Below are 22917 nucleotides of genomic sequence, written 5' to 3'. Positions count from 1 at the left end.
CATGTTCCCCAGCCCGCCGCCCAACCTGCCGCCCGATCCCGTCACGCCGGTGCCCCCGGCGCCGGTGCCAAGGCGCCCAGTGCCCGGCATGGTGGGCCTGGCGGCGCTGCTGGCCGGGCTGTCGATGCTGGGACCATTCTCGATCGACGCCTACCTGCCGGCCTTCCCCAACATCCAGGCGTCGTTGAATGCGACACCGATCGAGGTCCAGCAAACCCTGACCGCCTACATGCTGGCCTTCGCCGGCATGGTGCTGTGGCATGGCGCGCTGGCCGACGCCTTCGGACGCCGCAACGTGGTGCTGTGCGCGCTGGTGGTATTCGCCGTCGGCACCTTCGGCTGCGCGGCCTCGCATTCGGTGCACTACCTGTGGATCTTCCGCATCATGCAGGGCATGTCGGCCGGGGCCGGGATGGTGGTGGGGCGCGCCATCATCCGCGACCTGTACGACGATGCGCCGGCGGCGCGCCTGCTCTCGCTGGTGACGATGATCTTCACCATCGCGCCGGCCATCGCGCCGATCCTGGGCGGCTGGATCGTCAAGTATTCCGACTGGCGCACCATCTTCCTGATGCTGCTGGCCTACAGCGTGATCCTGTTCATTTACTGCTACCGGCGCCTGCCCGAAACCTTGCCGCCGGAAAAGCGCCAGGCCTTCAATCCGCGCTATCTGTGGCAGAACTACAGCGCCGTTTTCAGCGCGCCCCTGTTCCACATGAAGGCCGGCGTCGTCGCCTTCAACTTCGCCGGTCTGTTTTTGTATATTTCGGCCGCGCCGGTGGCGCTGCCGCTGCACCTGGGCCTCGGACCCGATCAATTCGGATGGCTGTTCATTCCCACGGTGTCCGGCATCTTCCTGGGGGCGCTCGCGGCCAACCGCATCGCCGGCAAAATCACGTTCGCGCGCCAGATCGGCATCGGTTTCGGCTTTTTGCTCACCGCCGCCGCCGCCAATCTGTTGTATCACTGCGTCTTTACGCCTGCCTTGCCGTGGAGCGTGGCGCCGATGTTTTTCTACACCTTCGGCATGTCGCTGATCGCGCCCGGCGCCACCTTGCTCGCGCTCGACCTGTTCCCGCATATCCGCGGCACGGTGGCGTCGTGCCAATCGTTCGCGGTGACCCTGCTGGGGGCGCTGGTGGCGGGCGTGATCGCGCCCTTCCTGTCGCGCTCGATGCTGTGGCTGGCCATGGGCCAGGTCGCTTGCGCCTTGTGCGCGCTGGCCTTGTGGGTGATGTCGCGCCACTATCGCCGTCGGCGGCCGGCAGCCGTCAAACCGTGAGCCGCCACTGGCCTTGACAAGAATAGTTTTGCCTTGGGTAATGTTCCACCGGTCAACATTCGTGCATATATGCTAAGATAGCCGTTTTTAAAACCTGAGACGCTGCCCGAACCCCGCGCGCGCCAGGTGTCATTATTCATTCGTCGTGGCCGCATCGCGTTGCGCGTCACCTCCAACCATCGACCATTGGCGGCAGTTTTCGACACAATGCAGCATTCGGACAACGATATTCGCAACCGGCGCGAGCCCGGCCTGCCACCACTGTTTCCCGCAGCAGCCGGGCAAGTGGGCGTTGCGGATGCGGACGATGGATTCCGTTTAAGGTTCCAATGAACGACCATCCTGCCAGCGCGCTGTCGCCGGCCGCTTCCGAGTTGCCCGCCTGCCTGGGCGACGCCGATGTGGCGGTGCTGCCGCGCATCCTGCTGATCGACGACGAGCCACGCCTGTTGTCCGCCCTGCACGACCTGCTGCGCGACCGCGGCTTCGAACTGGTGACGGCCAGGAGCGGCGCCGAGGCGCTGGCGCAGTTGAGCGCACGCCGCTTCGACCTGGTGCTGCTGGACTTGCGCCTGCCCGACATGAGTGGCCATGAGATCATGGACTTCATCAACGACAAGGATATCGACGCCGACGTGATCGTGATGAGCGGCGACGTCGGCATCGAGGCGGCCATCGGCGCCCTCAAGCGCGGCGCCTACGATTACCTGCGCAAGCCGTACAGCCGCGAAGAGATGCTCACGACGGTCGGCAACGCGCTGCAGCAGCGCAGCCTGACCATGGCCAACGAGCGCATCGCCTCGCAGCTGGAAAACTCGGAAAAGCTGTACCGCTACCTGGTCGACAGTTCGCCCGACATCATCTACACCCTCAATCACGAGGGCCGCTTCACCTTCATCAACGACCGCGCCTTCCAGTTGCTCGGTTTCGCGCGCGAAGACCTGATCGGCCAGCACTACACGATCCTGGTGCACGACGAAGACCTGGAGCGCGCACGCTACGCCTTCAACGAGCGCCGCGTCGACGAGCGCGCCTCGCGCAATGTGGAACTGCGCCTCAAGTGCCACGCGCGCGCGGGCCAGAACCGGGCCTTCAACACGACCCTGATGACGATCTCGCTCAATTCGATGGGCATGCATGTGCCGGATCACGATGTCAAGAAGCTCGAGTTCTACGGCACCTACGGCGTGGCGCGCGATATCACCGACCGCAAGCGCGCCGAAGAAGTCATTTCCTACCAGGCTTACCACGACATCCTGACCGACCTGCCGAACCGCATGCTGTTCAAGGACCGCTTGGGATTGGCCGTGATCCAGGCCAAGCGCAAGTTGACCGAGCTGGCCGTGATGTTCATCGACCTCGATCGCTTCAAGCTGGTGAACGACACGCTCGGCCACGTCAAGGGCGACGAACTGCTGCAGCAGGTCGCGCTGCGCCTGAAGCAATGCCTGCGCGATGGCGACACCCTGGCGCGCCAGGGCGGCGACGAATTTACCATCGTGCTGCCGGAACTGGCCGGACGCGGCGAAGCGAAGGCAATCGCCGAGAAATTCCTCACCTGCCTGCACCTGCCGTTCGACCTCGATGGGCACCAGGTGCATGTGTCGGCCAGCATCGGCATCGCGATCTATCCGGGCGACGGCGAGTCGATCGACGAACTGCTGCGCCACGCCGACATCGCCATGTACCAGGTCAAGGCGCTGGGCAAGAACGGCCACAGTTTTTATCACAACTCGATGCTCGACGTGTCGCACCAGAAGATCGCGCTGGAGCAGAGCCTGCGCAAGGCGCTCGAACAGAACGAGCTGGAAATGTACTACCAGCCGCAGATCGACGTCATCACGGGCCGCATCATCGGCGCCGAAGGGCTGATGCGCTGGAACCATCCGCAGCGCGGCGTGCTGACCGCAAACGAGTTTTTGCCGTTCGCCGAAGACAATGGCCTGATGCTGCCGATTTCGGACTGGATGCTGGACGCCTTGTGCCGCGACATGCTGGTGTGGAACGAGAACGGCGGCGAGTCGATCCGCCTGTCCCTGAACTTGTCGCCGCAATACCTGGACCGCGGCGACTTTTTCGAGAAGATGCGCGGCGCGCTGCAGCGCTACGGGATTTCGCCGGCGCAGATCGAAGTCGAGATCACCGAAAATATCTGCATCCGCAATCCGCAGTATGCGATCGAGCAGCTCAATAAACTGTGCCAGCTGGGCGTGTCGGTGGCGATCGATGATTTCGGCACCGGTTATTCGTCGCTGTCCTACCTGCACCGCTTCCCTATCCATACGATCAAGATCGACCAGTCGTTTGTGAAGGAAATCCACGACGAGCAGGGACATTATCCGGTCATCCTGGCGATCATTTCGATCGCGCGCGGCCTCGGCCTGCACCTGATCGCCGAGGGCGTGGAAACCGAGGTGCAGGCGCGCTACCTGAAGTCGAACGGCTGCCTGACCATGCAGGGCTACCTGTTCCACCATCCGATTTCCCTGGACAGCTTCCTCGACGTGCTGCGCGAGCAGGAAGTGCAACTGGCCGCCTGCCAGGCCATGCCGCAGGCCAAGCGCGCCTGATTGCGCGTTCGGCCGTCGCGCTCGGGCGCGCTGGCGATCATCCGGCCGCGGCCCGCAGGGCGTGCGTGTGCATCCCGCACTGACAAAAGTGTAACGTCGTTATCGTTTCCATATTATTTTCAAGTAATATTAAGGGAACATTAACTCTCGGGAATCATCATGGCCATCCATCCTTACCGCTTTGCCAGCGGCACCGTCGCGCTTGCCGTACTGTTGGCCTTCGCGCCGCTGCATGCGAGCGCCGCGACCCATCTCGACACGACGGCGTTCTCCTTCGATTCGGCCTCGCCGGGACGCTCCGATGCGCTGGTCGCCGACGCCAATGGGGCCACCACGATCTCCCTGCTCGGCGCGCGCGACATGATCAAGTATGACGCGGCGAATCCGACCTGGAACGGGCCGTACGACCATCTGTACCAGGGGGTATTCCAGCTCAACCTGCATGCCGGCTACAAGATCACTGGCTACTCGCTCATGGGTGCGTTTTCCGGCGAGCACTACGTCGGACAATTTCCCACCGGATCGAACCTGAACATCATGCCCATGAACTGGGGCGCAGCGACCGCCACCGGCGGCGTGGCGATTCGCGCCGACCTGCCGGCCGCCGGCGGCATGGTCGCGCCCCGCTCCCATGCGGCGGTCAATCTGAACGGCACGGATGGCTTCACGCTCGATAGCGGCCCACTGGACCATGCAGGCCCGCTGAACCTGTACGTTGAAGGCTATGCCTTTGCCGAAGCCAGCGCCGCTGAATGGTACTACCTCGATTACGGGTACATGGGAAAGGATTATTCCCGCGCCCGGATGGAGCTCAGCGGCCCGCTGCTGCTGACCGTCTATACCCAGGCCGTCCCCGAGCCGCACACCTACGCCCTGACCCTGGCGGGACTGGCGCTGATCGGCGGCACCTTGCGCCGCCGCCGCCGGCTGGCGCGCAGCGGCGCCCAGGCCGATTTTTCTTTGAAAGGATGAACATGACCATGCGCCCACCGCTGTTTGCCGCCGCCGTACTGGCCACCTTGTTCGCCTGGGCACCCGCCCACGCCGCCGTGCCGGTACTGGCCGTGCCCGTACTGGCCGTGCCCGTACTGGCCGTGCCCGTGCACATCGACGCTACCGGCTTGACCTTCGATAGCGCCGCCTCCGGCCGTGCCGAGACCTTGATATCGGACATCAACGGTGTCGCCACCTTCGCCCTGCCCAACGCCGCCGATCAGCTCGCTTTTGGCAGCGTTTCTTACGGCTTCCTGCACCAGACGTACGCCGGGCTGTTCCAGTTGAACACCCGTGCGGGCTACAAGATCACCGGCTATTCGCTGTCGGGCGAATTCGGCGGTACCCGCACGGTGCAGGCGGTGCCGGACGGACTCACTGGTACGGTCGGCACGGCCGCCACCCGCGCCGCCCTGTCGATCGGCGCCCACTTGCCGGACGGTAGCGGCTTGCCGACCCGCTCCCACTCCCTGGCCGACTTGAACGGCAGCGACGGCTTTACCTTGAGCAGCGGTCCGCTCGACCATACGGGCGCGCTGGCGCTTGAGCTCGATGGCTATACCTACGGCTTCGGCACGCCGTCCACCTGGAAGGATGGGAACTGGAGCTCAACCGCGCCCTCGACAGCGGACGTGTGGCTCAAAGACAGCCTGCGCCTGACCGTGTACACCACGGCGGTGCCGGAACCGCACAGTTACGCGCTGATGCTGGCCGGCCTGGCCCTGGTGGGCGGACTGGCGCGGCGCCGCAACAAGGCGTAACAACCGCGCATGCCGCGGGCGCATCGTGCGTGCGCCCATCCGTGGGAATGGTGCAAGACACTGTATATGAATACAGTTGAGCGCCAAGCCCATGGAACTGACCGACAAGCTGGACATCCTCGCGGATGCGGCAAAGTACGACGCGTCCTGCGCCAGCAGCGGCGCGCCCAGGCGCACGTCCGAGGGCAAGGATGGCGTCGGCGCCACCAACGGCATGGGCATCCGCCACAGCTACATGCCGGACGGGCGCTGCGTTTCCCTGCTCAAGATCCTGCTGACCAATTTCTGCGTCTACGATTGCCAGTATTGCGTCAACCGCCGCACTTCCAATGTGCCCCGCACGGAGTGCGTGTGCATCCTGCACTGACGAAATTGTAACGTCGTTATCGTTTCCATATTATTTTCAAGTAATATTAAGGGAACGTTAACTCTCGGGAATCATCATGTCCACCCTTCCTTACCGCTTTGCCGGCGGCACCGTCGCGCTTGCCGCACTGTTGGCCTTCGCGCCGCTGCACGCGAGTGCCGCGACCCATCTCGACACGAGGGCATTCTCCTTCGATTCTGCCACGCCGGGACGGGCCGATACACTGATCGCCGACGGCAGTGGGGCCACCACGATCTCCCTGCTCGGCGCGCATGACATGCTCAAGTATGACGCGAGTTACGAGTACTGGGACAGGAAGGTGTATCAAGGGGTGTTCCAGCTCAACCTGCATGCCGGCTACAAGATCACTGGCTACTCGCTCATGGGCACGTTCTCAGGCGAGCGCCACGTCGGACAATTCCCCGCCGGGGCGAACCTGGACATCATGCCCGTGAACTGGGCCACTGCGCACGCCAGCGCCGACGTGGCGATTCGCGCCGACCTGCCCGCCACGGGCGGCATGATCGCGCCCCGTTCCCATGCGGAGCTCAATCTGAACGGCACGGATGGCTTCACGCTCGATAGCGGCCCGCTGGACCATGCAGGTCCACTGAACTTGTATGTCGAAGGCAATGCCTACGCCGAAGCCACGGACGCTGAATGGTGGTACGTCAATTATGGGTACTTCGGAAGGGATACTTCCCGCGCCCGAATCGAGCTCAGCGGCCCGCTGCTGCTGACCGTCTATACCCAGGCCGTCCCCGAGCCGCACACCTACGCCCTGACCCTGGCGGGACTGGCGCTGATCAGTGGCGCCTTGAGGCGGCGTCGCCGGCTGGCGCGCAACGGTGCCCGGACTGATTTTTCTTTGAAAGGATGAGCATGGCCATGCGCCCACCGCGGTTTGCCGCCGCCGTACTGGCCACCTTGTTCGCCTGGGCAGTTGCCCTCGACGGCGTACCTGTTTCTGAATGACAGCCTGCGTCTGACTGTGTCCACCACGGCGGTGCCGGAACCGCACAGTTTCGCGCGGATGCTGGGCGGCCTGGCCCTGGTGGGCGGACTGGCGCGGCGCCGCAACAAGGCGTAACCATCGTGCCGATCGGGGCGCACATCGCGTGCGCCCATCCGCGGGAATGGTGTAAGATACTGTGTATACATACAGTTAAACACCAAGCCCATGGAACTGACCGACAAGCTGGACATCCTCGCGGATGCGGCAAAGTACGACGCGTCCTGCGCCAGCAGCGGCGCACCCAGGCGCACGTCCGAGGGCAAGGATGGCATCGGTGCCACCAACGGCATGGGCATTTGCCACAGCTACACGCCGGACGGGCGCTGCGTTTCCCTGCTCAAGATCCTGCTGACCAATTTCTGCGTCTACGATTGCCAATATTGCGTCAACCGCCGCACTTCCAATGTGCCGCGCGCGCGCTTTTCGGTCGATGAAGTGGTCAAGCTGACTGTCGACTTTTACCTGCGCAACTATATCGATGGCCTGTTCCTCAGTTCCGGCATCATCCAGTCGGCCGACTACACCATGGAGCAACTGGTGGCCATCGCGCGGCAGTTGCGCGAAGTTCACCATTTTCGCGGTTACATCCACCTCAAAACCATTCCCGATGCCGATGCCGCCCTGATCGCCGCCGCAGGCAAGTACGCCGACCGCCTCAGCGTCAACATCGAACTGCCCACCGAAGGCAGCATCGAACGCCTGGCGCCCGAAAAAAGCGTGCACACCATCAAGCTGGCGATGGGTTCGATCCGCCGCAAGCTCGATGAAAAAGCCGAGGAACCGCGCGCACCCAAGTTCGCGCCGGCCGGGCAGAGCACCCAGATGATCGTCGGGGCCGATGCCAGCGACGACCATACCATCCTGGGGACCGCCGAAACCTTGTACGGCAGCTACAAGCTCAAGCGGGTCTACTATTCCGCCTTCAGCCCGATTCCGCACAGCCCCGACAGCGTGCCGCTGGCGCCGCCGCCCATGCAGCGCGAGCACCGGCTGTACCAGGCCGACTTTCTCATGCGCGGCTACGGCTTCAACGCGGCCGAACTGTTGCCGGCGGCCGGCAACCTGGCGCTCGACATCGATCCCAAGCTGGCCTGGGCGCTGGCGCACCGCGAGCATTTCCCGATGGACCTCAACATGGCCGAGGAAGCGATGATCGCGCGCGTGCCCGGCATCGGCCTGCGCAATGCCAAACGCCTGGTGGAGCTGCGCCGCCTGCGCCGCATCCGCTACGCCGACCTGACTCGCCTGCGCTGCAGCATGAAAAAGATCGCGCCCTTCATCGTCACGGCCGACTACCGCCCGGCCTCGGACACCACCGAATCCGAGGTACTGCGCCGCTCGATGGCCGAGCATTCACCACGGCAGCTGGATTTATGGGCGCAATTGCAGGCGGCGTAAGCGCGGCCGCGTCCGCCGCAGCCGGGCGTCCGGTACTGGTCCACTCGTTTGAGCAGTGGCGCCACGCTGCGCGCGACTTGCTGGCGCACAAAGTCCCGCCCCACGCGGTGCAGTGGATTTCCCACAAGGATGACGGAGATTTGTTTTCGCAGGGCGCGCAAGCGCAGGCCGCCAGCGCGGTCCAACCGAGTAGCACGTCCACCATGCGCATTTCGCGCCAGCTGATGGACATGCTGCAAAGCGCCGCCTGCTGCCGCGTGCCGAACCGCTGGGCGTTCCTGTACCTGGTGCTGTGGCGCTGGCAGCAAGGCGAAAAAGAGGTACTCTCGGCCGCCGACGAAGATGGCGCCCGCCTGCACACGATGGTCAAGGCGGTGCACCGCGAGGAGCACGACATGCACGCTTACATCCGTTTCCGCGAGCGCCGCGAAGACGCCGGTCCGCCCCGTTTCGTGGCCTGGTTCGAGCCGGCCCACGATGTGCTGCCGCAAGTGGCGCGCCACTTCGCCAGCCGCATGGGCAAGGTCACGTGGATGATCGCCACACCGGAGGCCAGCGTGCTGTGGGATGGCGCTACCCTGCACAGCACCGGCCCGCTGATGCGCGGCCCGGAAGACATCGACGATGCCGGCGAAGCCCTGTGGCTCACTTACTACCGCAGCATCTTCAACCCGGCCCGCCTCAATGCCGACCTGATGCATGGACACATCCCCAAGCGCTTCTGGAAGAACCTGCCCGAAGGCGCGGTGGTGCCCGAGATGGTGTCGCAGGCGGCGGCCGGCGCGCGCAAGGTGGGCCAGACCTACAGCGTGGGGCAGCGCGGCGGCACCGTGATTCCCATTTCCGCCGACAAGGCGCAGCCGCAGCGCGAGGCGCCCAGCACGCTCGACCAGTGCCGCCGCTGCGAACTGTGGCAAAACGCGACCCAGGCGGTCGGCGGCATCGGCCCGCTCGAAGCGCGCATCATGCTGGTGGGCGAGCAGCCGGGCGACCAGGAAGACCTGGCCGGCCTGCCCTTCGTCGGCCCGGCCGGGCAATTGCTCGACCGGGCCATGGCCAAGGCCGAGCTGGACCGGCGTACGATCTACCTCACCAATGCCGTCAAGCACTTCAAATGGGAGCCGCGCGGCAAGCGCCGCGTGCACAAGACGCCGGCCCAGCGCGAAATCGACGCCTGCAGCTACTGGCTCGGCAGCGAGCTGGAGCAGGTCCGGCCGGAGGTTGTCGTCGCCCTCGGCAGTACCGCGCTCAAGGCGGTGACGGGCAATCCGCATGCGACCCTCAAGGAGGTGCTGGGCAAACCCTTCATGCACGAGGGGCGCTGGGTGGTGGTGGTGTATCACCCGTCCTACATCCTGCGCGTGCCCGGGGAGAACATGAAGGCGCAAGCGTTCGGTGTGATGGTCGACGGTTTTCGCCGGGCGCGCGAACTGGCGTTGCCGACGGCGCCGCCATGAGGGCGCCGGGCAAGGCCGGGATGCTCAAGCGATCGGCCTGGCGCCGCAGAAAGGCGCGCCGATCCAGCGCACCAGCGCATGGCCAGCCGCATAACACAGGGTGACGGCGCATCCCAGCAGCACATAGCACAGCAGCCCCGGTTGCTGCATCAGCGCATGGCCGAACAGATCGGCGCCGATGGCGGTGAGCAGCATCATCAGGGGAAAGTGAAACAGGAAGGCCATGCTGGCGCTGTCGGCCAGATGGCGGTTGACCCTGGCAAGAAAGGAGGGCGCCGCCGCGTCTGCCGCCGGGGTGATCGGATTACGGTAGAGTACGGCGGCGACGGCGGCGAATCCCAATCCCACCAGCACGTACTTCCACAGCATCAGCACTTGGCCCCATGGCGCCGGCAGCAGGTCGGTGCGGGCGCCGGCCAGGCGCGAAAACACGATGGCCGTGGCCAGCAGGCCCCAGGCCGCCAGCGGATGGAGCAGGGGTCGCGGCCACGGGCCGCGCAGGCCGACTGCCACGCCCAGCAGCCAGATTGTCAGCCAAGGCCAGAATGTCCACGGCATCCAACTCGCCAGAGCGAGCACGAGCACAGCGCCGATCGCCATGCTCCATGGCTTGCCGCTGCGCCAGGCGCGCCGCAGCAGCACCAGCAGGCAGCAGGACCACCACAAGTAGGCGTACAGATACAGCATGCCATTGCTGCCGAAGGTCGGCACCAGCGCGGGTTGCAGCATGAACAGGTTGCCGAAAAACGCGCTCCAGCTCAGGGTCACCGTGCTGAAGGCGGGAAAGTCCGAGTACAGACCCGAGCCGTTGAAGAAATACGCGCCGATAAGGTCGAGCAGGCCACCCGCGACCAGCACGGGCAGCAGCGCCAGATGCGAGCGCCACCAGCGGCCCAGCAGGGCCAGTTCGCCCCGGGCCGGCATGGTGTTGCGCAGGAACAGGCCGGCGCAGATGCCATTGACGACGAAGAACACCGCAAAGGATTCATGGCCCAGTCCGGTGAAAAAGTAAAACACCTGATCGGCACGGGATTTCTCGCGCAAGGCCTCGTAGTCGACAAACATGAGGAAGCGAAAGTGGTACAAGAGCGTCATCAGCGCGCTGATCCACAGCGACATGTCGAGGAATGTTTCAAAGCGTCTTTTCATGACGCGCTCCTTCATAGAGGCCCCGACCGATAGTCGGCCGCCCCATTGTCCCTGCACGCGCCGGACTGTCGTTTGTGGCCGGACAAAAGCGCAGGCCTGTGCCGTAAGGTTGCGGTGACGGCGGGCGACCGCCAAAAACCGGCCTGCGCCGCGGCTGAGGCGACCCAAGATGGCGAATGGAGCGAAAACCCTTGGGCGGGGGGCGCCCGGGCGCTATAATGCGTGCGACCGTTCAGGTCGTCCAAGCGTCCGAATCGGACCAGAAATGCGGCTGTAGCTCAATGGATAGAGTATTGGCCTCCGAAGCCAAGGGTTGTGGGTTCGATCCCCGCCAGCCGCACCAAAAATTTCTTTTGATTTAATTGGTTTGCCCGGTTTTTTCTGCGGCTAATTGATGCTCACAGAAAAACTCTTCTTGTGTAAGGCTGGTGCAGGATTTTTCGGTCAACAGTTCTCTATACAGCGGCAACTTGTCGATTGCGCCTTCGGGTAGCCTGAAAGATGAATAAGCCTTGGTTCGCTTCCGCTGCAAGCATGTTGGATCGTGCCCTCACCGTAGCGCGTTGCTGTCACCACCCAAATTTGCCGTTGAAACGCTGCATCCGGCAGGGCAGGCAAGACCGTCCGAACAGGACTGCATGCCAGGCCGTGCCGGTCGTACGCGGCCGGTACTGCGCCGCCGCACTGAATTCGCCAACTGTGCGCTCAGTGAACAATAATGAAGTCACAGGGCGACACGTTGCTGATAAACTAAGGAATGAATGGGTCGCCGCGAAGCGCCATCGCCGCTGACAATGCCGGCATGTCGTCCCGGCCCGCCGTGTGCGCCGCCGGATGAGGCGCTCAAGTGCAATGCCGCAACGCGGTCGCGCTGTTCTTGGACAGAAGGACGGCTGCGCCGCCCGCAAGACAGCGTGGGCACGTGCCCACATCAGAGAGCCACGACAGGGTTACCCCCTACTACCATTGCGAGAGGACATAGTGACGCACTATCACAGCAATCACGCCACGTTTGAGCTTCCGGCCCAGCTCAAAGACAAAACAATGCACATGTTCACGCTCAGCGATACCGGGCCCAGCGAATTTAGTGTCGTCCTGTCGCACGCGGACGCGCAAGCGGAGGATACCTTGAGCAATTTCAGCGAGCGTCTGCTGGCTGAACTGGGCAAGGCATTGCCGGACTTTCATCTGGCCGGCTCGTTCGAACGCACCCTCGACGACACCCCCGCTATCGAATTGGCTTACCGCTGGCGCAACGACAGCAACCTGATGCACCAGCGCCAGGTCATCGTCTTGCTGCCCGGTGTGCAAGAGGGTAGCCAGCAAGCCCTGCTGATCGCTGCAACCTGTGTGCAGGCATTCAGCGACGAGTGGAACGCCGCCTTCGACGGCATGCTGGCCAGCGTCAAGCTGCGCCACAAGGCAACTTCAGCCGGCAGCGCCGTCACGCCAGCGCCCCTGGTGTCGACCGTGTACGCGCTATCCGAACGGCGCCGCACCTTGCATGCCTTCGCCACGCTGGACGAGGCGTGCCGCAAGATCGACGCCCGCGAAGTGGAACAGGATGCCTGGGCCTTCTTCGACGCCGCAGGCAGCCCTTTGCACGCCAATGTCGTCGTACCCAATAGCGGTACGCTGTGGCGCAAGGCGGGCAGCTACACGCTCGAACCGCGCCCCGAGCGGACCGCGCCCGGCTTGCGCGACCAGTTGCACCTGGCAGCGGTTTTCGTGGCCGGCTCGCCCGCGGTGCGGCTCTCCAGCATCGCCGACGTCCAGGCCACGCTCGGCCAACCGGTGCAGATCTAGCCATGTCGCAAGCTGCGCGCCTGGGCGATCCGATCGGCCATAGTCCCACCATGAACTGGCTGATCGCGGGGGCGGTTGCCGCCGCCACCATCGCCGTTGTCGGGGTGGCGATCGTGGGGACCGGCGGCTTGGCCGCGGTCGCCATTATCGGCGGCGCCGCGGCCGGCGGCGCCGGTATCGGCGAGGCGCTCAGTACCATGAGCTTCGCGCCCAAGGAAGTGTGCGGGAAGATCGCCGGCCCGTGCTCGATGAATGTGTTTACCAACGGCCGGCCGGCAGCACGGGCACACCTCGACATGACGGCTTGCCTGAAACATCCGCAAGCTCCCTTGCCGATCGCCACCGGCAGCGCGACGGTCTTCATCAACGGTTTGCCGGCCGCCCGGGTCGACGATACGATTGCCTGCAGCGCAGTCATCACCGATGGCTCAGCGAACGTGTTTATCGGCGGCGGCAGCGTCCAGACCGACGCCATCAGTCCCGAAAACCTGGTTCCGCCGGCACTGCACGCGGCCTTGCTGGTGGTGGGTGTGGCCTCGGCCGTGATCCTGGCCGGCCCGGTGGTCGCGGTCGCCGGCCTCGCGCTGGGCATCGGCGGGGGCATGGCGGGTGGTTGGGTTGGCGGCAAGATCTTCGGCGAAGGGAGCGATGGCCAGAAATGGTCGGCCCTGGGCGGCAGCCTGATCGGCGGCCTGCTTGGAGGAAAAGGGGGGGCCGCGCTCGCCAACAGGGGGCTGCCGCGTCCGGTCACGCCGGGTTGGGGCTTCGTCAAAGGTGGACTGCCGGGCATGCGCGCGGCCGGCGCCGCGGGCGCTGCCGATGCTGAAGCCGCGGCGCAGGCACTCGCCGAGCAGACCGCGGCGGCAAATCGTCCGCCTCCGCCAGCGCCGTCGGTGTTCGACATGCGCACCCCCGCAGCGCAGACGGCGGCCGATAACGTCGTCGCCGTCATGAAGGGCACGGTGTCACCAACCAAATCGCCTGTGGTGCAAGTTTTCACTCACGAAAATGGTACGGTGAGTGTCGGCCTGTCGGGCGACATCGCTGCGCCATCCACGGCAAGCAGGGTCGCCGCAGTCCAGGCTGCGCTGGATAAAAAATATGGTCCAGGAATCTATAAGGTGGGTACCACGACGCTGAACGAGTCGAACGGCATCGTGCGAGCCGTCGATGCCGACGGCAATGTGATCGGTAACGCACCCGGCGTTTGTGCGGAGCCAAAGGCGTCCACGGCGGCGGCGCAAAATCAAAGCCCCATCAACGGCAGCGCCACCGTATGGCGCGGCAAGGGCCCCAACCCGCATACCTATACGGGTGACAAGGCCGGTTCCTTGTCAGGCGATCAGATGAATCCATGCGCCACCTGCGGCACGCCGCACAACCAGGGGATTTATAATAATGCCGCCAACGGCGGCGGGAACGTGGAGTGAATGTAAATGAAAATGTTGAGTGAACTGGTCAGTTTGTTGTCTGCGTATGTTGACGACACGATTCCCGTGGCGGAATCGGAGATTCGACAATTTGCCGAAGATCAAAATATCGCTTTGCGTGAAGACCATCTGCAATTTTTGATGCGGTTCGGCTGTGCGCCCGATGAGCGGCCCAACATTTTTACGTGGTATGAAGGTGATTTCGATTTTGACCTGCTGAAAAGCGTCTACCTCGACGACGATCCTGACATGGCGTTGCCGCCGGGGACGACCTTCTTCGGATCGAATTTTGTCGGCGATTCGTTGTGCATCGATATCACGTCGGGAAAGATCCATGCCTATGACCAGGGTGAGCGATTTGGCCCGGTGCATGAAACGATCGATGGCTTTCTTCTCAGGTGCCTGGTATCCGTCTACGATGAGAAAGCGTTTTCCGGCAAGACCGTCATGCGGGATCTGGAGCCGGCAGAGATCAACGCATTCAGATTGAACAACGCGAGGCAAAAAATCATGGCGGCCACCTGCTATCAACTGGCATACCAGGCGACCGGCACGCCGCTCATTCTTGCCGAGTATTATTTTATCGAACAGCAACTGATCGCCTTGTACCCGCCATCGAACAGTCTGGTCACGCTCAATGGCGGTGTTCTCGATAAGCTCAAGGCCTAGCTGTTTCCCGGATAAAGCAGGATACAGCGGCCATCACCGGCTGTCTCCGGCGCTTTACTGCGCCCGCCGCGGTGGCGCACGCTGTTCGGCCGCGCGCTGCCGCCGTAATCGAGTCCATGCCGGTTTGCGCTGTCAATGCCCGTCCACTTGCCGATGGCACTGTTGAGTGAACCCGTGCGGTACAATCGACCTGCCGGCCATGCCGGCCAGCCGCCGGAGGCGGAGCCCCCCTCGTTTCGCAGTATTCACGCCGGCACTCGAAAGCATCGTGAATAGCGTCAGCATGGATCTACGTAGAATCGATAATGAAACATTTTCTGAATGCCCTTCTTTTATCTTTAACGTTCAGTACATCGGCGCACGGTGCGGAGAATGCGCACTGGAGCGCGGCCTGGACTGCGGTACCCGATTCTCCGGGCCCTGCGCTGACAGCGCAGACGATCCGTCAAGTGGTCCGGACCAGCATTGCTGGGTCGAAAGTCCGCATTCGCTTGTCCAACCTCTACGGCACCACGCCAGTGACGCTCGGTCCTGTGCACCTGGGAGCGCATGCCGGAGGCGCCCAAGTCCAGGCCGGCACTGATCATCCGCTTACGTTTGCCGGCAAGCAGACCGTGACAATCGCGACGGGTGACAGCGTGCTCAGCGATTCAGTCGACATGCAGGTACCGGCTTTACGCAACCTGGTGGTGAGCATTTACTTGCCTCAGCAAATCGGGGTATCGACCATTCATGGCGCCGGAATGCAGACTGCGTTCATGACGACAGCCGGCGATCTTACCGCTGCGCAGAGTTTTTCCGCGGAGCAGACCGACGACAGCCGCTATTTTTTAACGGACGTCGAGGTTCTTCCGGCCCTTGCGTCACGCACGTTTGTCGTGCTGGGCGATTCGATCACAGATGGCATCGGATCCGCAAACGACAGTAATGCACGCTGGACCGATGCGCTGGCGACACGCCTGCAGGGTGATCCCAGGCTCGCCTCGATCGCGGTCGTCAATGCCGGCATTGCTGGCAACCGGCTCCTGAACGATGCGGCCGAACCCTTCGTTGGTCCAAGTGCACTGTCGCGTTTCAAGCGCGATGTGCTCGATAAGCCTGGGGTGCATTGGGTTCTGGTTCACGAAGGAATCAACGACATTACCGCAGCGCAAATGCTGACCGCCGCCAAGGACCAGGTATCGGCTGCGCAGATCATCGGCGGCATGCAGACCATGACTGCGCGCGCGCGGAAAAACGGGGTGAAAGTCTGGGGGGGCACCTTGTTGCCCTTCGAAGGCACCCAGCGCTTCTACTCCGAGGCGGCAGAGGCCAAGCGCCAGGCGGTGAATGCCTGGATTCGTAGCCCTGGCGCATTTGATGCCGTTGTCGACTTCGACCTGGCCTTGCGCGACCCTGTGCACCCCGGGCGGCTACAGCCGGACTTCGACAGCGGCGATCATCTTCATCCCAATGAGGCGGGTTACAGGATGATGGCAAACGCGAGCGACCTGCGCCTTCTTGTAGCGCAACCGCAGCCCAGCGATGGGGGCCGAAAGACCATCCCGGCAGGGTCCGCTGCGGGGCGATAAGCGCCTCATGGTCCCGGACGCGGACGAGCCGCTCCCACAGCGCGGTCATTTTGAAAATTTGTCAAACAACGTCAAAGCCGCGTAGAATACGGCTGCACGCGGGTGTAGCTCAATGGTAGAGCAGAAGCTTCCCAAGCTTACGACGAGGGTTCGATTCCCTTCACCCGCTCCAGTAACATCGGGGTAGCTTGCATGGCGTACGCCGTATCAAAGCCCAAGCCGCTGCCGGCCAGACCCCATCCACAGCTTGTATTCCCATCGGTCCGACAGCGGCAATGCCTGCGCTATCTCAAGCACCTCGTTAACCCGTGCCAAGTTGAGACTGGTTGACGATTATTCATCGTCGCATAGACCTTACAACGTGTCGACGGATAACCGCCCGACCGTGAAACGGGGGGGGCGCCCTCTCAGGCTAGAAGGGGAGCGTCCCTGTCTCGGCGGGTCCGGCATCGACATCGACCTCGACAAAATTGACGTTTTCCAGCTGCACGAGGGCAAGCAGCTCGCTCGTCTGGAACGTGGCAAAGGCGCGAAAGCCATTGTCCTCGATTGACACCAGCATGATCGGCAAGGCGGGAAAATACGGTTGCAGGCGCGCCAGCAGCGCTGGCCCACGCTCGGGCAAGGTATCGGCCGAATCGACCAGCACGATCGCCAGCACGCAGCCGCCCACGGTGATGCAGGCCGACTTCATCAGGTGCCCGGCCGACGTGCGGCAGTAGGGCAACGCCGTGATTCGTCCAGCATCCGCTGCGAGGTGTCAACAAGTGAAATTGCGGGAACTGGAGTCAATTCAGGCCTCTTAAACGCGCGCCGTTTTTCCTGTGCATTCGGTAGCTTCATCAGATCCGGTCACTCTCCTTGCGCACCACGCGCCCCACGATGATGCAGTCGCTGCCCCGGCACACCTTGCGGTGGTACTTGCGCTTGTCCGAATTATCGGACTCCAGCCACCATTCCCCCGCATCGCGCGAGAGCCGCTTGACCACCGCCTCGCCCTCGTAATTGACGGCGAACACCGCCCCATCGACCGGGCGATTGTCGGCCGTGTTGATCACGATGATGTCGCCCTCGTACAAGGTTGGCTCCATGCTTTGGCCTTTGACACGCGTGGCCACCAGGCGTTCGGGAATATAGTTGTTGCGTCCCACCCAGCCGGCGTCGAGCGGCAGGGTAGCGCCGCTATCGTGCCCGGGATCGGACTGAAAACCGCTGATGCCCGCCGACAGGCGCAAGGTCACCATCTTGATCTGCACGAAGCGCGGATCGCCGTCTTCCGCCACGATCACCGGCTGCATTTCCCTTGGCAGTCCATCGGCCCCGGCGACACGGCGCGCCATCGGCCCGGTGCCCTCGTGCAGCCACTCGAACGCCACCTTGCAGGCCGCCGCCAGCGCCGCCAGGGTAGCCGCTTCCGGACCGCGCGTGCCGCTGCGGTTGAGAATGCGGTTGATGGTCGGCTGCGGCACGCCGGAGGCGCGCGACAAGGCGCTCTGCGACTGGAAACCGGCTTCTTCCATCGCTTGTGTCAGGCGGTCTGAAATAGTCATGAACCAATTATACACGAATGAATAGATATTTTCAAAAGCGAAGCGTGCTCTTGTTGAAAATCTATCCGAGCACGTATAGACTGTGTACATGGACAAAGACATCTCCACCCTCTTACGGGAAATCAAGGACGCAAGCGGGTGGACGGAGATGCGCATGGCAACGGCACTGGGCACCACCCAGCCGACCGTCAGCCGCATCCTGAATGGCCAGGCGGACTGCAAGATCGCCACCTTTCACGCCATCTGCGCCCTGCACGCGCTGAAATGTCCACCCGCCCGCGCAAGCGGACCGCTGACCTGACCTGAGGCACCTATGAGCACGACCACTACTGCCGGCGGACTGTCCGCCGCACCGGGACAGTCACGTCCGCACCCCGCCACCGTCCCGCCATCCATGGTCCGGCGCGGCGTGCGGTCGGGCGGGGCCGCTGTCCACCCCGGGCTGCGCGCCGCGCACCGCCTGATCAACGATGTTTTGGAACGCCGGAGCCCTGGTGGCGCTGACGCTCTTCGATGCCCACCAGCGCTTGAAGGAGGTCCTATGCGCACCTTACCGTTGAAACACCGGCTTTGCTGGACCTGGCTGCTCTCCTCGTGGGGCACCGGCGCCTCGGCCGCCACCAGCTTTGCCAGCGACCTGTCGAGCATCCCGCTCGATGGCGTCGCCGTCGCCGTCGCGCTGTCCCTGGTCGGCGGCGCGGCCGGCACCTTGCAAAAAATCGCCAGTCCCGAGGTGGTGATCAAGTCGCTGCCGCTCGAAATCGCCAAGGATATCCTGATCTCCCTGGTGGCCGGCCTGGTCACGTACTCGCTGTGCGCGTGGCAGGAGATAGCGCTCCTGCTGCAGCCGGGCTGCATCACCATCGCGGCCTATGGCGGTTCGCGCGTGCTCGAACGCTACCTGTCGGCCGGCATCTCGCGCATGGAGCGCCTCGACGGCAGGCCCGATTAGCCGCCGCAGCGCCTTGCGTGACCCGCTGCCGGCGCCCGCCGCCGGCAGCGGGGCGCCGGTACGATATAATGTCGTCCCGGCTTTTTTTCCTCACCCATCCCCATGTCCGCAGATACCCCGAACCGCCCGATGTTGTACGACCCGACCGAACACCGGATCCGCAGTTTTGTCACGCGCGCCGGCCGCCTGTCGATCGCGCAGGCGCGCGCGCTGGAAGAGCTGGGACCGAAGTTCCTGGTCGAGTACACCAAGGCGCCGCTCGACTTCGAGCAAGCCTTCGGCCGCAAGGCCCCGGTGATCCTCGAAATCGGCTTCGGCATGGGCGACACCACCTCGCACATCGCCAAGGGCATGCCGGAGAAGGATTTCATCGGCGTCGAAGTGCACACACCCGGCGTGGGCAGCCTGCTCAAGCAGATCGGCGAACAGGGCCTGACCAACCTGCGCCTGATCCAGCACGATGCCGTCGAAGTGCTCAAGCAGATGATCCCCGCCGGCTCGCTGGCCGGCGTGCACGTGTTCTTTCCCGACCCCTGGCACAAGGCGCGCCACAACAAGCGCCGCCTGCTGCAGCCGCCGTTCGTCAAGCTGCTGGCCGAGCGCCTCGCGCCCGGCGGCTACCTGCACTGCGCCACCGACTGGGAAGACTACGCGGTCCAGATGCTCGACGTGCTGGGCGCCGAAGCGCTGCTGCAAAACACGGCCGAGGCTTATGCGCCGCAGCCGGCCTACCGTCCCCTGACCAAGTTCGAAAACCGCGGCATCAAGCTCGGTCACGGCGTCTGGGACCTGGTCTTTACCAAAAAATAAGCCGATCACGGCGATGCGGCCATGCAGGCTGCATCGCCACGGATTTTCTCCAAAGTGGTAGCGTTTCCAACTAGAATACGATTTTCTGGTGCGCTTCTTCACGAGGAGTCAATACGATGGGATCAACGGCACAGCGCCTGGACGTGGTCGACGCATTGCGTGGCTTTGCCATCGTCTCGATCATGCTGCTCCATAACATCGAGCACTTCGACCTGTACTACGTCGTACCCGATGCGCCGGCCTGGCTGGCCGCCCTCGACAAAGTCGTGTGGGAGTGCGCCTTCTTCCTTTTCGGCGGCAAATCCTACGCCATCTTCGCGTTGCTGTTCGGCCTGACCTTCCACCTGCAGTCGCAGGCGCGCAAGGAACGCGGCGAGGATTTTCGCGCCCGCTACGGCTGGCGCCTGCTGATCCTGTTCGGCTTCGGCATGCTCAACTCGATGTTCTTCCACGGCGATATCCTCACCATCTACGCGGTGCTCGGCCTGTGCCTGCTGCCGGTGGCGCGCATGGGCGATGGCGCCGTGCTGGCGCTGGCCGCCATCCTGATGCTGCAACCCTACGAGGCGCTGGTGCTGGCCGACGCCCTGCGCCATCCGGACGTAAAGATCGGCGACCCGGTCTCGTGGCGGTATTTCGGCCGGATCAACGATTACCTGATGGGCGACTCGATCCTGCGCGCCTGGGCCGGCAATCTGACCAACGGCAAGCTGGCGGTGATTCACTGGAGCTGGGAAACCGGCCGCGTATTCCAGATCCTGTCGCTGTTCATGCTCGGCATGCTGGCCGGACGGCGCGGCCTGTTCGCGGCGGGCCCGGACACGCTGCGCTTCTGGCGCCGTACCCTGGCCGCCGCCACCTTGCTGTTCCTGCCGCTGTACACCATCCGCACCTTGCTGCCCGACTGGGTGGCCAGCGCCGCGCTGCGCCGGCCCCTGGCCACGATCGTGGCCTCATGGTCGAACTTCGCCTTCATGCTGGTGCTGGTGGCGTGCTTCGTGCTGCTGTACCAGGGCGGTGCGGCGACGCGCGTGCTGCGCGTGCTGGCGCCACTGGGCCGAATGAGCCTGACCAGCTACTTCACGCAATCGGTGATCGGCTCGTTCATCTACTACGGCTTCGGACTGGGACTGTACAAGGTCACCGGCGCCACCCTGTGCCTGATGATCGGCGCCTTGCTGGCGGCGCTGCAGTGCGCGTTCTGCGCCTGGTGGCTCAGGCGCCACGCCCAGGGGCCGCTTGAACACCTGTGGCACCGGGCGACCTGGATAAGCGCGCGCCAGCCGGCATGAAGGCCAGCAGGTTCCCGCCCAGGACCAGCAGCAAGCCGCCAACGGCGAGGGCGCTCCACTGGTAGCCCTCAAGCACGGTGGACACGCTCAGCGCCACCACCGGGAACAGCACCGTCGAATAGGCCGCACGGTCAGGGCCGATGCGCCCCACCAGCAGCAGGTAGGCGGTGAAGCCGACCACCGAGCCGGGAATGGCCAGGTACAGCAGCGACGCGGCGTAGCGCATGTTCGGTTCCGCCGTGAAGGGCATCTTCAGCAGCCACGCGCCGCCACCGAGGATGGTGGCGCCGATCAGCATGGCCCAGGTATTGGTCAGCCAGGGCGTCAGGCCAAGCGCCTGCATGCGCGAGGACAGCAGGTTCCCGGTCGAGAAGCACACGGTGCCCAGCACCGCCAGACCCAGGCCGAACAGCATGCCGCCGTCGTTCCAGTGTCCACGCATCTGCGGCAGGAACAGCAGGGCGATGCCGCCGAGACCGAGCAGCGCGCCGCCCACCACCTGGCGCCGGATCGGGCGCCCCATGAAGACGCGGCCATTGATCGCATTCCAGATCGGCGCGGTCGAAAACACTACCGCCACCAGACCGCTCGGCACGTACTGGCTGGCGTAATATAAGCACAGGAAGTTACAGCAGAACAGGACGAAACCCTGGGCCAGCAGATAGCGCCATGCGCTGCGCGGCGGCCAGACCGGTTTGCGCGTCGCGATCAGGAACAGCATCAGCACCGCGCTGGCGATCCAGAAGCGGTAGGCGATCGATACCGGCGCCGGCACCACGCCAAGTTGAAAGGTAATGGCGATCCAGGTGGTACCCCAGATCGCGACGGTGAGAAAGTAGAGGAAGATATTCATGGCCCCATCTTGAACCGGCTTGCCTGGTGCGACTTGTCTGATCTTGCGCACTTTGGGCCGGCCGCCAGCAGCGGCGCGCATGCCATGCTAGACTTTTCAGCATGCACTCACGCCCACCGCCCATTTCCCATGCCGTCTTCAACACCATGAGCGGCACCAATGCCACGCTCGAACGCTTCGCGTGGCTGGGCGACGGCATGGCTGCGGCGATCTGGAAGCGCGAAGCGGTGGAGGAGTTCACCAGCTATGTGCAGCCGGGCCACCACACCCTGTCGTGCTACCTGGGCGGCGGCTACCGTATCGAGCGCGCCGGCGTACCGGGGCGTTACGGGGCGCCGCAGCAACTCTGCTCCATGCCCGACTGGCACGAGTCGCAATGGGTGGTGCGTGGCCAAGTGCAAATGCTGCATGTCTATTTCATGCCCGAGCATTTCACGCGGCGCGCCGTGGTGGAACTGGACCGCGAACCGCGCGAATTGACCCTGGCCGACCGCACCTACTTTGAAAACCCCCGTATCATGCAGTTGTGCGGGGCGCTGGTGGGGCAATCCTGGGAAGCGCCCGACCAGCTCCTGCGCGCCAACGAGATCACCCATGACGCCTTGAGCGAGCTGCTTCGCTCGCAGGCCATCGTGCGGCGCGACCTGCGCCTGCGCGGCGGCCTGGCGCCACTGGTGCGGCGCCGCCTGGCGGACTATATCGAGCAGCACCTGGCGCACTCAATCACCCTGGGCGAGCTGGCGCAGCTGGCGTGCATGTCGGAGTTTCATCTGGCGCGCATGTTCCGCGTCTCGTTCGGAATGCCGCCCTCAAGCTGGGTGGCGCAGAGCCGCATCGAACGCGCGCGCGGCCTGCTCAAGGCCGGCAAGCTGCCCTTGCAGCAGATTGCGGCCGCCTGCGGCTACGCGGACCTGAGCCACTTCAGCCATCGTTTCAGCAAGGCGGTGGGAGCGCCGCCCGGGCGCTACCGCCAGACGCTGGCGGGATAAGCG

General features: G+C 64.0%; 21 protein-coding genes, 2 tRNA genes and 1 pseudogene. 20 read left to right on the top strand and 4 right to left on the bottom strand.

The window, feature by feature from the left end:
- Position 1: 1 nt before the first annotated feature.
- The 9 genes and pseudogenes from IV454_RS05190 (at position 2) to IV454_RS05150 (ending at position 9843) form a co-directional block, all read left to right on the top strand.
- A complete protein-coding gene (locus tag IV454_RS05190) occupies positions 2–1282 on the top strand; it encodes a multidrug effflux MFS transporter (RefSeq protein ID WP_206090606.1) in 1281 nt (426 codons plus the stop codon).
- A gap of 329 nt (positions 1283–1611) precedes the next feature.
- On the top strand, positions 1612–3852 hold the full coding sequence (locus IV454_RS05185) for a putative bifunctional diguanylate cyclase/phosphodiesterase (RefSeq protein ID WP_206090605.1): 2241 nt from the start codon (positions 1612–1614) through the stop codon (positions 3850–3852).
- A gap of 159 nt (positions 3853–4011) precedes the next feature.
- Complete coding sequence (locus IV454_RS05180) at positions 4012–4824, top strand: PEP-CTERM sorting domain-containing protein (protein WP_229522073.1); 813 nt, start codon at positions 4012–4014, stop codon at positions 4822–4824.
- A gap of 2 nt (positions 4825–4826) precedes the next feature.
- Complete coding sequence (locus IV454_RS05175) at positions 4827–5606, top strand: PEP-CTERM sorting domain-containing protein (protein ID WP_229522072.1); 780 nt, start codon at positions 4827–4829, stop codon at positions 5604–5606.
- Between the two features lie 91 nt (positions 5607–5697).
- A pseudogene (locus IV454_RS05170) lies at positions 5698–5946 on the top strand (putative DNA modification/repair radical SAM protein); the annotation flags it as partial.
- A 103-nt stretch (positions 5947–6049) separates the two neighbouring features.
- Positions 6050–6853 (top strand): PEP-CTERM sorting domain-containing protein, encoded by an 804-nt coding sequence (locus IV454_RS05165; RefSeq protein WP_206090604.1) that lies wholly within the window; start codon positions 6050–6052, stop codon positions 6851–6853.
- Positions 6854–6964: 111 nt separating this feature from the next.
- Complete coding sequence (locus IV454_RS05160; protein WP_206090603.1) at positions 6965–7063, top strand: PEP-CTERM sorting domain-containing protein; 99 nt, start codon at positions 6965–6967, stop codon at positions 7061–7063.
- 90 nt (positions 7064–7153) lie between these two features.
- A complete protein-coding gene (locus tag IV454_RS05155; protein ID WP_206090602.1) occupies positions 7154–8386 on the top strand; it encodes a putative DNA modification/repair radical SAM protein in 1233 nt (410 codons plus the stop codon).
- Positions 8362–9843, top strand: a complete 1482-nt coding sequence (locus IV454_RS05150) for a UdgX family uracil-DNA binding protein (protein WP_206090601.1) — start codon at positions 8362–8364, stop codon at positions 9841–9843. The genes IV454_RS05155 and IV454_RS05150 overlap by 25 nt, the downstream gene beginning before the upstream one ends.
- A 24-nt stretch (positions 9844–9867) precedes the next feature.
- Here IV454_RS05150 and IV454_RS05145 read toward each other — a convergent pair whose 3' ends face one another.
- Positions 9868–10992 (bottom strand): hypothetical protein, encoded by a 1125-nt coding sequence (locus IV454_RS05145; protein ID WP_206090600.1) that lies wholly within the window; start codon positions 10990–10992, stop codon positions 9868–9870.
- A 267-nt stretch (positions 10993–11259) separates the two neighbouring features.
- Here IV454_RS05145 and IV454_RS05140 point away from each other — a divergent pair.
- The 6 genes from IV454_RS05140 (at position 11260) to IV454_RS05115 (ending at position 16640) form a co-directional block, all read left to right on the top strand.
- Positions 11260–11335, top strand: a tRNA-Arg gene (locus tag IV454_RS05140).
- A gap of 491 nt (positions 11336–11826) precedes the next feature.
- Positions 11827–12798 carry a DcrB-related protein gene (locus IV454_RS05135; RefSeq protein WP_307730212.1) on the top strand — a complete coding sequence of 324 codons (972 nt, stop codon included), beginning with the start codon at positions 11827–11829 and terminating at the stop codon, positions 12796–12798.
- A gap of 2 nt (positions 12799–12800) precedes the next feature.
- Positions 12801–14228 carry a PAAR domain-containing protein gene (locus IV454_RS05130; protein ID WP_206090598.1) on the top strand — a complete coding sequence of 476 codons (1428 nt, stop codon included), beginning with the start codon at positions 12801–12803 and terminating at the stop codon, positions 14226–14228.
- 6 nt (positions 14229–14234) lie between these two features.
- Positions 14235–14897, top strand: coding sequence for an SMI1/KNR4 family protein (locus IV454_RS05125; protein ID WP_206090597.1), 663 nt, complete (start codon positions 14235–14237; stop codon positions 14895–14897).
- Positions 14898–15202: 305 nt separating this feature from the next.
- Positions 15203–16468 carry an SGNH/GDSL hydrolase family protein gene (locus IV454_RS05120; RefSeq protein ID WP_206090596.1) on the top strand — a complete coding sequence of 422 codons (1266 nt, stop codon included), beginning with the start codon at positions 15203–15205 and terminating at the stop codon, positions 16466–16468.
- A gap of 98 nt (positions 16469–16566) precedes the next feature.
- Positions 16567–16640, top strand: a tRNA-Gly gene (locus IV454_RS05115).
- 240 nt (positions 16641–16880) lie between these two features.
- Here IV454_RS05115 and IV454_RS05110 read toward each other — a convergent pair.
- Positions 16881–17195, bottom strand: a complete 315-nt coding sequence (locus tag IV454_RS05110) for a hypothetical protein (protein WP_206090595.1) — start codon at positions 17193–17195, stop codon at positions 16881–16883.
- Positions 17196–17310: 115 nt separating this feature from the next.
- A complete protein-coding gene (locus IV454_RS05105; protein WP_206090594.1) occupies positions 17311–18018 on the bottom strand; it encodes a LexA family transcriptional regulator in 708 nt (235 codons plus the stop codon).
- Between the two features lie 88 nt (positions 18019–18106).
- Between IV454_RS05105 and IV454_RS05100 the strand changes: the two genes are divergently transcribed.
- The 4 genes from IV454_RS05100 to IV454_RS05085 all read left to right on the top strand — a co-directional run bounded on the left by IV454_RS05100 (position 18107) and on the right by IV454_RS05085 (position 21072).
- A complete protein-coding gene (locus tag IV454_RS05100; protein ID WP_206090593.1) occupies positions 18107–18319 on the top strand; it encodes a helix-turn-helix domain-containing protein in 213 nt (70 codons plus the stop codon).
- A 240-nt stretch (positions 18320–18559) separates the two neighbouring features.
- Complete coding sequence (locus tag IV454_RS05095) at positions 18560–18970, top strand: phage holin family protein (protein ID WP_206090592.1); 411 nt, start codon at positions 18560–18562, stop codon at positions 18968–18970.
- 129 nt (positions 18971–19099) lie between these two features.
- Positions 19100–19780 carry a tRNA (guanosine(46)-N7)-methyltransferase TrmB gene (trmB, locus tag IV454_RS05090; protein ID WP_206092557.1) on the top strand — a complete coding sequence of 227 codons (681 nt, stop codon included), beginning with the start codon at positions 19100–19102 and terminating at the stop codon, positions 19778–19780.
- Positions 19781–19896: 116 nt separating this feature from the next.
- Positions 19897–21072, top strand: a complete 1176-nt coding sequence (locus IV454_RS05085; RefSeq protein ID WP_206090591.1) for a DUF418 domain-containing protein — start codon at positions 19897–19899, stop codon at positions 21070–21072.
- Here the strand turns inward: IV454_RS05085 and IV454_RS05080 are convergent.
- Positions 20996–21925 (bottom strand): DMT family transporter, encoded by a 930-nt coding sequence (locus IV454_RS05080; RefSeq protein ID WP_206090590.1) that lies wholly within the window; start codon positions 21923–21925, stop codon positions 20996–20998. The genes IV454_RS05085 and IV454_RS05080 overlap by 77 nt on opposite strands.
- Positions 21926–22026: 101 nt before the next feature.
- Here IV454_RS05080 and IV454_RS05075 point away from each other — a divergent pair, with 101 nt between their 5' ends.
- The gene (locus tag IV454_RS05075) at positions 22027–22914 is read left to right on the top strand and encodes an AraC family transcriptional regulator (RefSeq protein WP_206090589.1); all 888 of its coding nucleotides are present in this window, start codon (positions 22027–22029) and stop codon (positions 22912–22914) included.
- The last annotated feature ends 3 nt before the right edge of the window (positions 22915–22917 follow it).

This window comes from Massilia antarctica (assembly GCF_015689335.1).
GTDB classification, from domain to species: domain Bacteria; phylum Pseudomonadota; class Gammaproteobacteria; order Burkholderiales; family Burkholderiaceae_D; genus Telluria_A; species Telluria_A antarctica.
This window is presented reverse-complemented; position numbering and strand designations above follow the sequence as displayed.

What these genes read in the sequence shown, in the direction of transcription:
- IV454_RS05190 (WP_206090606.1), top strand. Translation starts at nt 2, where the DNA reads ATGTTCCCCAGCCCGCCGCCCAACCTGCCGCCCGATCCCGTCACGCCG.
- IV454_RS05185 (WP_206090605.1), top strand. Translation starts at nt 1,612, where the DNA reads ATGAACGACCATCCTGCCAGCGCGCTGTCGCCGGCCGCTTCCGAGTTG.
- IV454_RS05180 (WP_229522073.1), top strand. Translation starts at nt 4,012, where the DNA reads ATGGCCATCCATCCTTACCGCTTTGCCAGCGGCACCGTCGCGCTTGCC.
- IV454_RS05175 (WP_229522072.1), top strand. Translation starts at nt 4,827, where the DNA reads ATGACCATGCGCCCACCGCTGTTTGCCGCCGCCGTACTGGCCACCTTG.
- IV454_RS05165 (WP_206090604.1), top strand. Translation starts at nt 6,050, where the DNA reads ATGTCCACCCTTCCTTACCGCTTTGCCGGCGGCACCGTCGCGCTTGCC.
- IV454_RS05155 (WP_206090602.1), top strand. Translation starts at nt 7,154, where the DNA reads ATGGAACTGACCGACAAGCTGGACATCCTCGCGGATGCGGCAAAGTAC.
- IV454_RS05150 (WP_206090601.1), top strand. Translation starts at nt 8,362, where the DNA reads ATGGGCGCAATTGCAGGCGGCGTAAGCGCGGCCGCGTCCGCCGCAGCC.
- IV454_RS05145 (WP_206090600.1), bottom strand. Translation starts at nt 10,992, where the DNA reads ATGAAAAGACGCTTTGAAACATTCCTCGACATGTCGCTGTGGATCAGC.
- IV454_RS05135 (WP_307730212.1), top strand. Translation starts at nt 11,827, where the DNA reads ATGAGGCGCTCAAGTGCAATGCCGCAACGCGGTCGCGCTGTTCTTGGA.
- IV454_RS05130 (WP_206090598.1), top strand. Translation starts at nt 12,801, where the DNA reads ATGTCGCAAGCTGCGCGCCTGGGCGATCCGATCGGCCATAGTCCCACC.
- IV454_RS05125 (WP_206090597.1), top strand. Translation starts at nt 14,235, where the DNA reads ATGAAAATGTTGAGTGAACTGGTCAGTTTGTTGTCTGCGTATGTTGAC.
- IV454_RS05120 (WP_206090596.1), top strand. Translation starts at nt 15,203, where the DNA reads ATGAAACATTTTCTGAATGCCCTTCTTTTATCTTTAACGTTCAGTACA.
- IV454_RS05105 (WP_206090594.1), bottom strand. Translation starts at nt 18,018, where the DNA reads ATGACTATTTCAGACCGCCTGACACAAGCGATGGAAGAAGCCGGTTTC.
- IV454_RS05100 (WP_206090593.1), top strand. Translation starts at nt 18,107, where the DNA reads ATGGACAAAGACATCTCCACCCTCTTACGGGAAATCAAGGACGCAAGC.
- IV454_RS05095 (WP_206090592.1), top strand. Translation starts at nt 18,560, where the DNA reads ATGCGCACCTTACCGTTGAAACACCGGCTTTGCTGGACCTGGCTGCTC.
- trmB (WP_206092557.1), top strand. Translation starts at nt 19,100, where the DNA reads ATGTTGTACGACCCGACCGAACACCGGATCCGCAGTTTTGTCACGCGC.
- IV454_RS05085 (WP_206090591.1), top strand. Translation starts at nt 19,897, where the DNA reads ATGGGATCAACGGCACAGCGCCTGGACGTGGTCGACGCATTGCGTGGC.
- IV454_RS05080 (WP_206090590.1), bottom strand. Translation starts at nt 21,925, where the DNA reads ATGAATATCTTCCTCTACTTTCTCACCGTCGCGATCTGGGGTACCACC.
- IV454_RS05075 (WP_206090589.1), top strand. Translation starts at nt 22,027, where the DNA reads ATGCACTCACGCCCACCGCCCATTTCCCATGCCGTCTTCAACACCATG.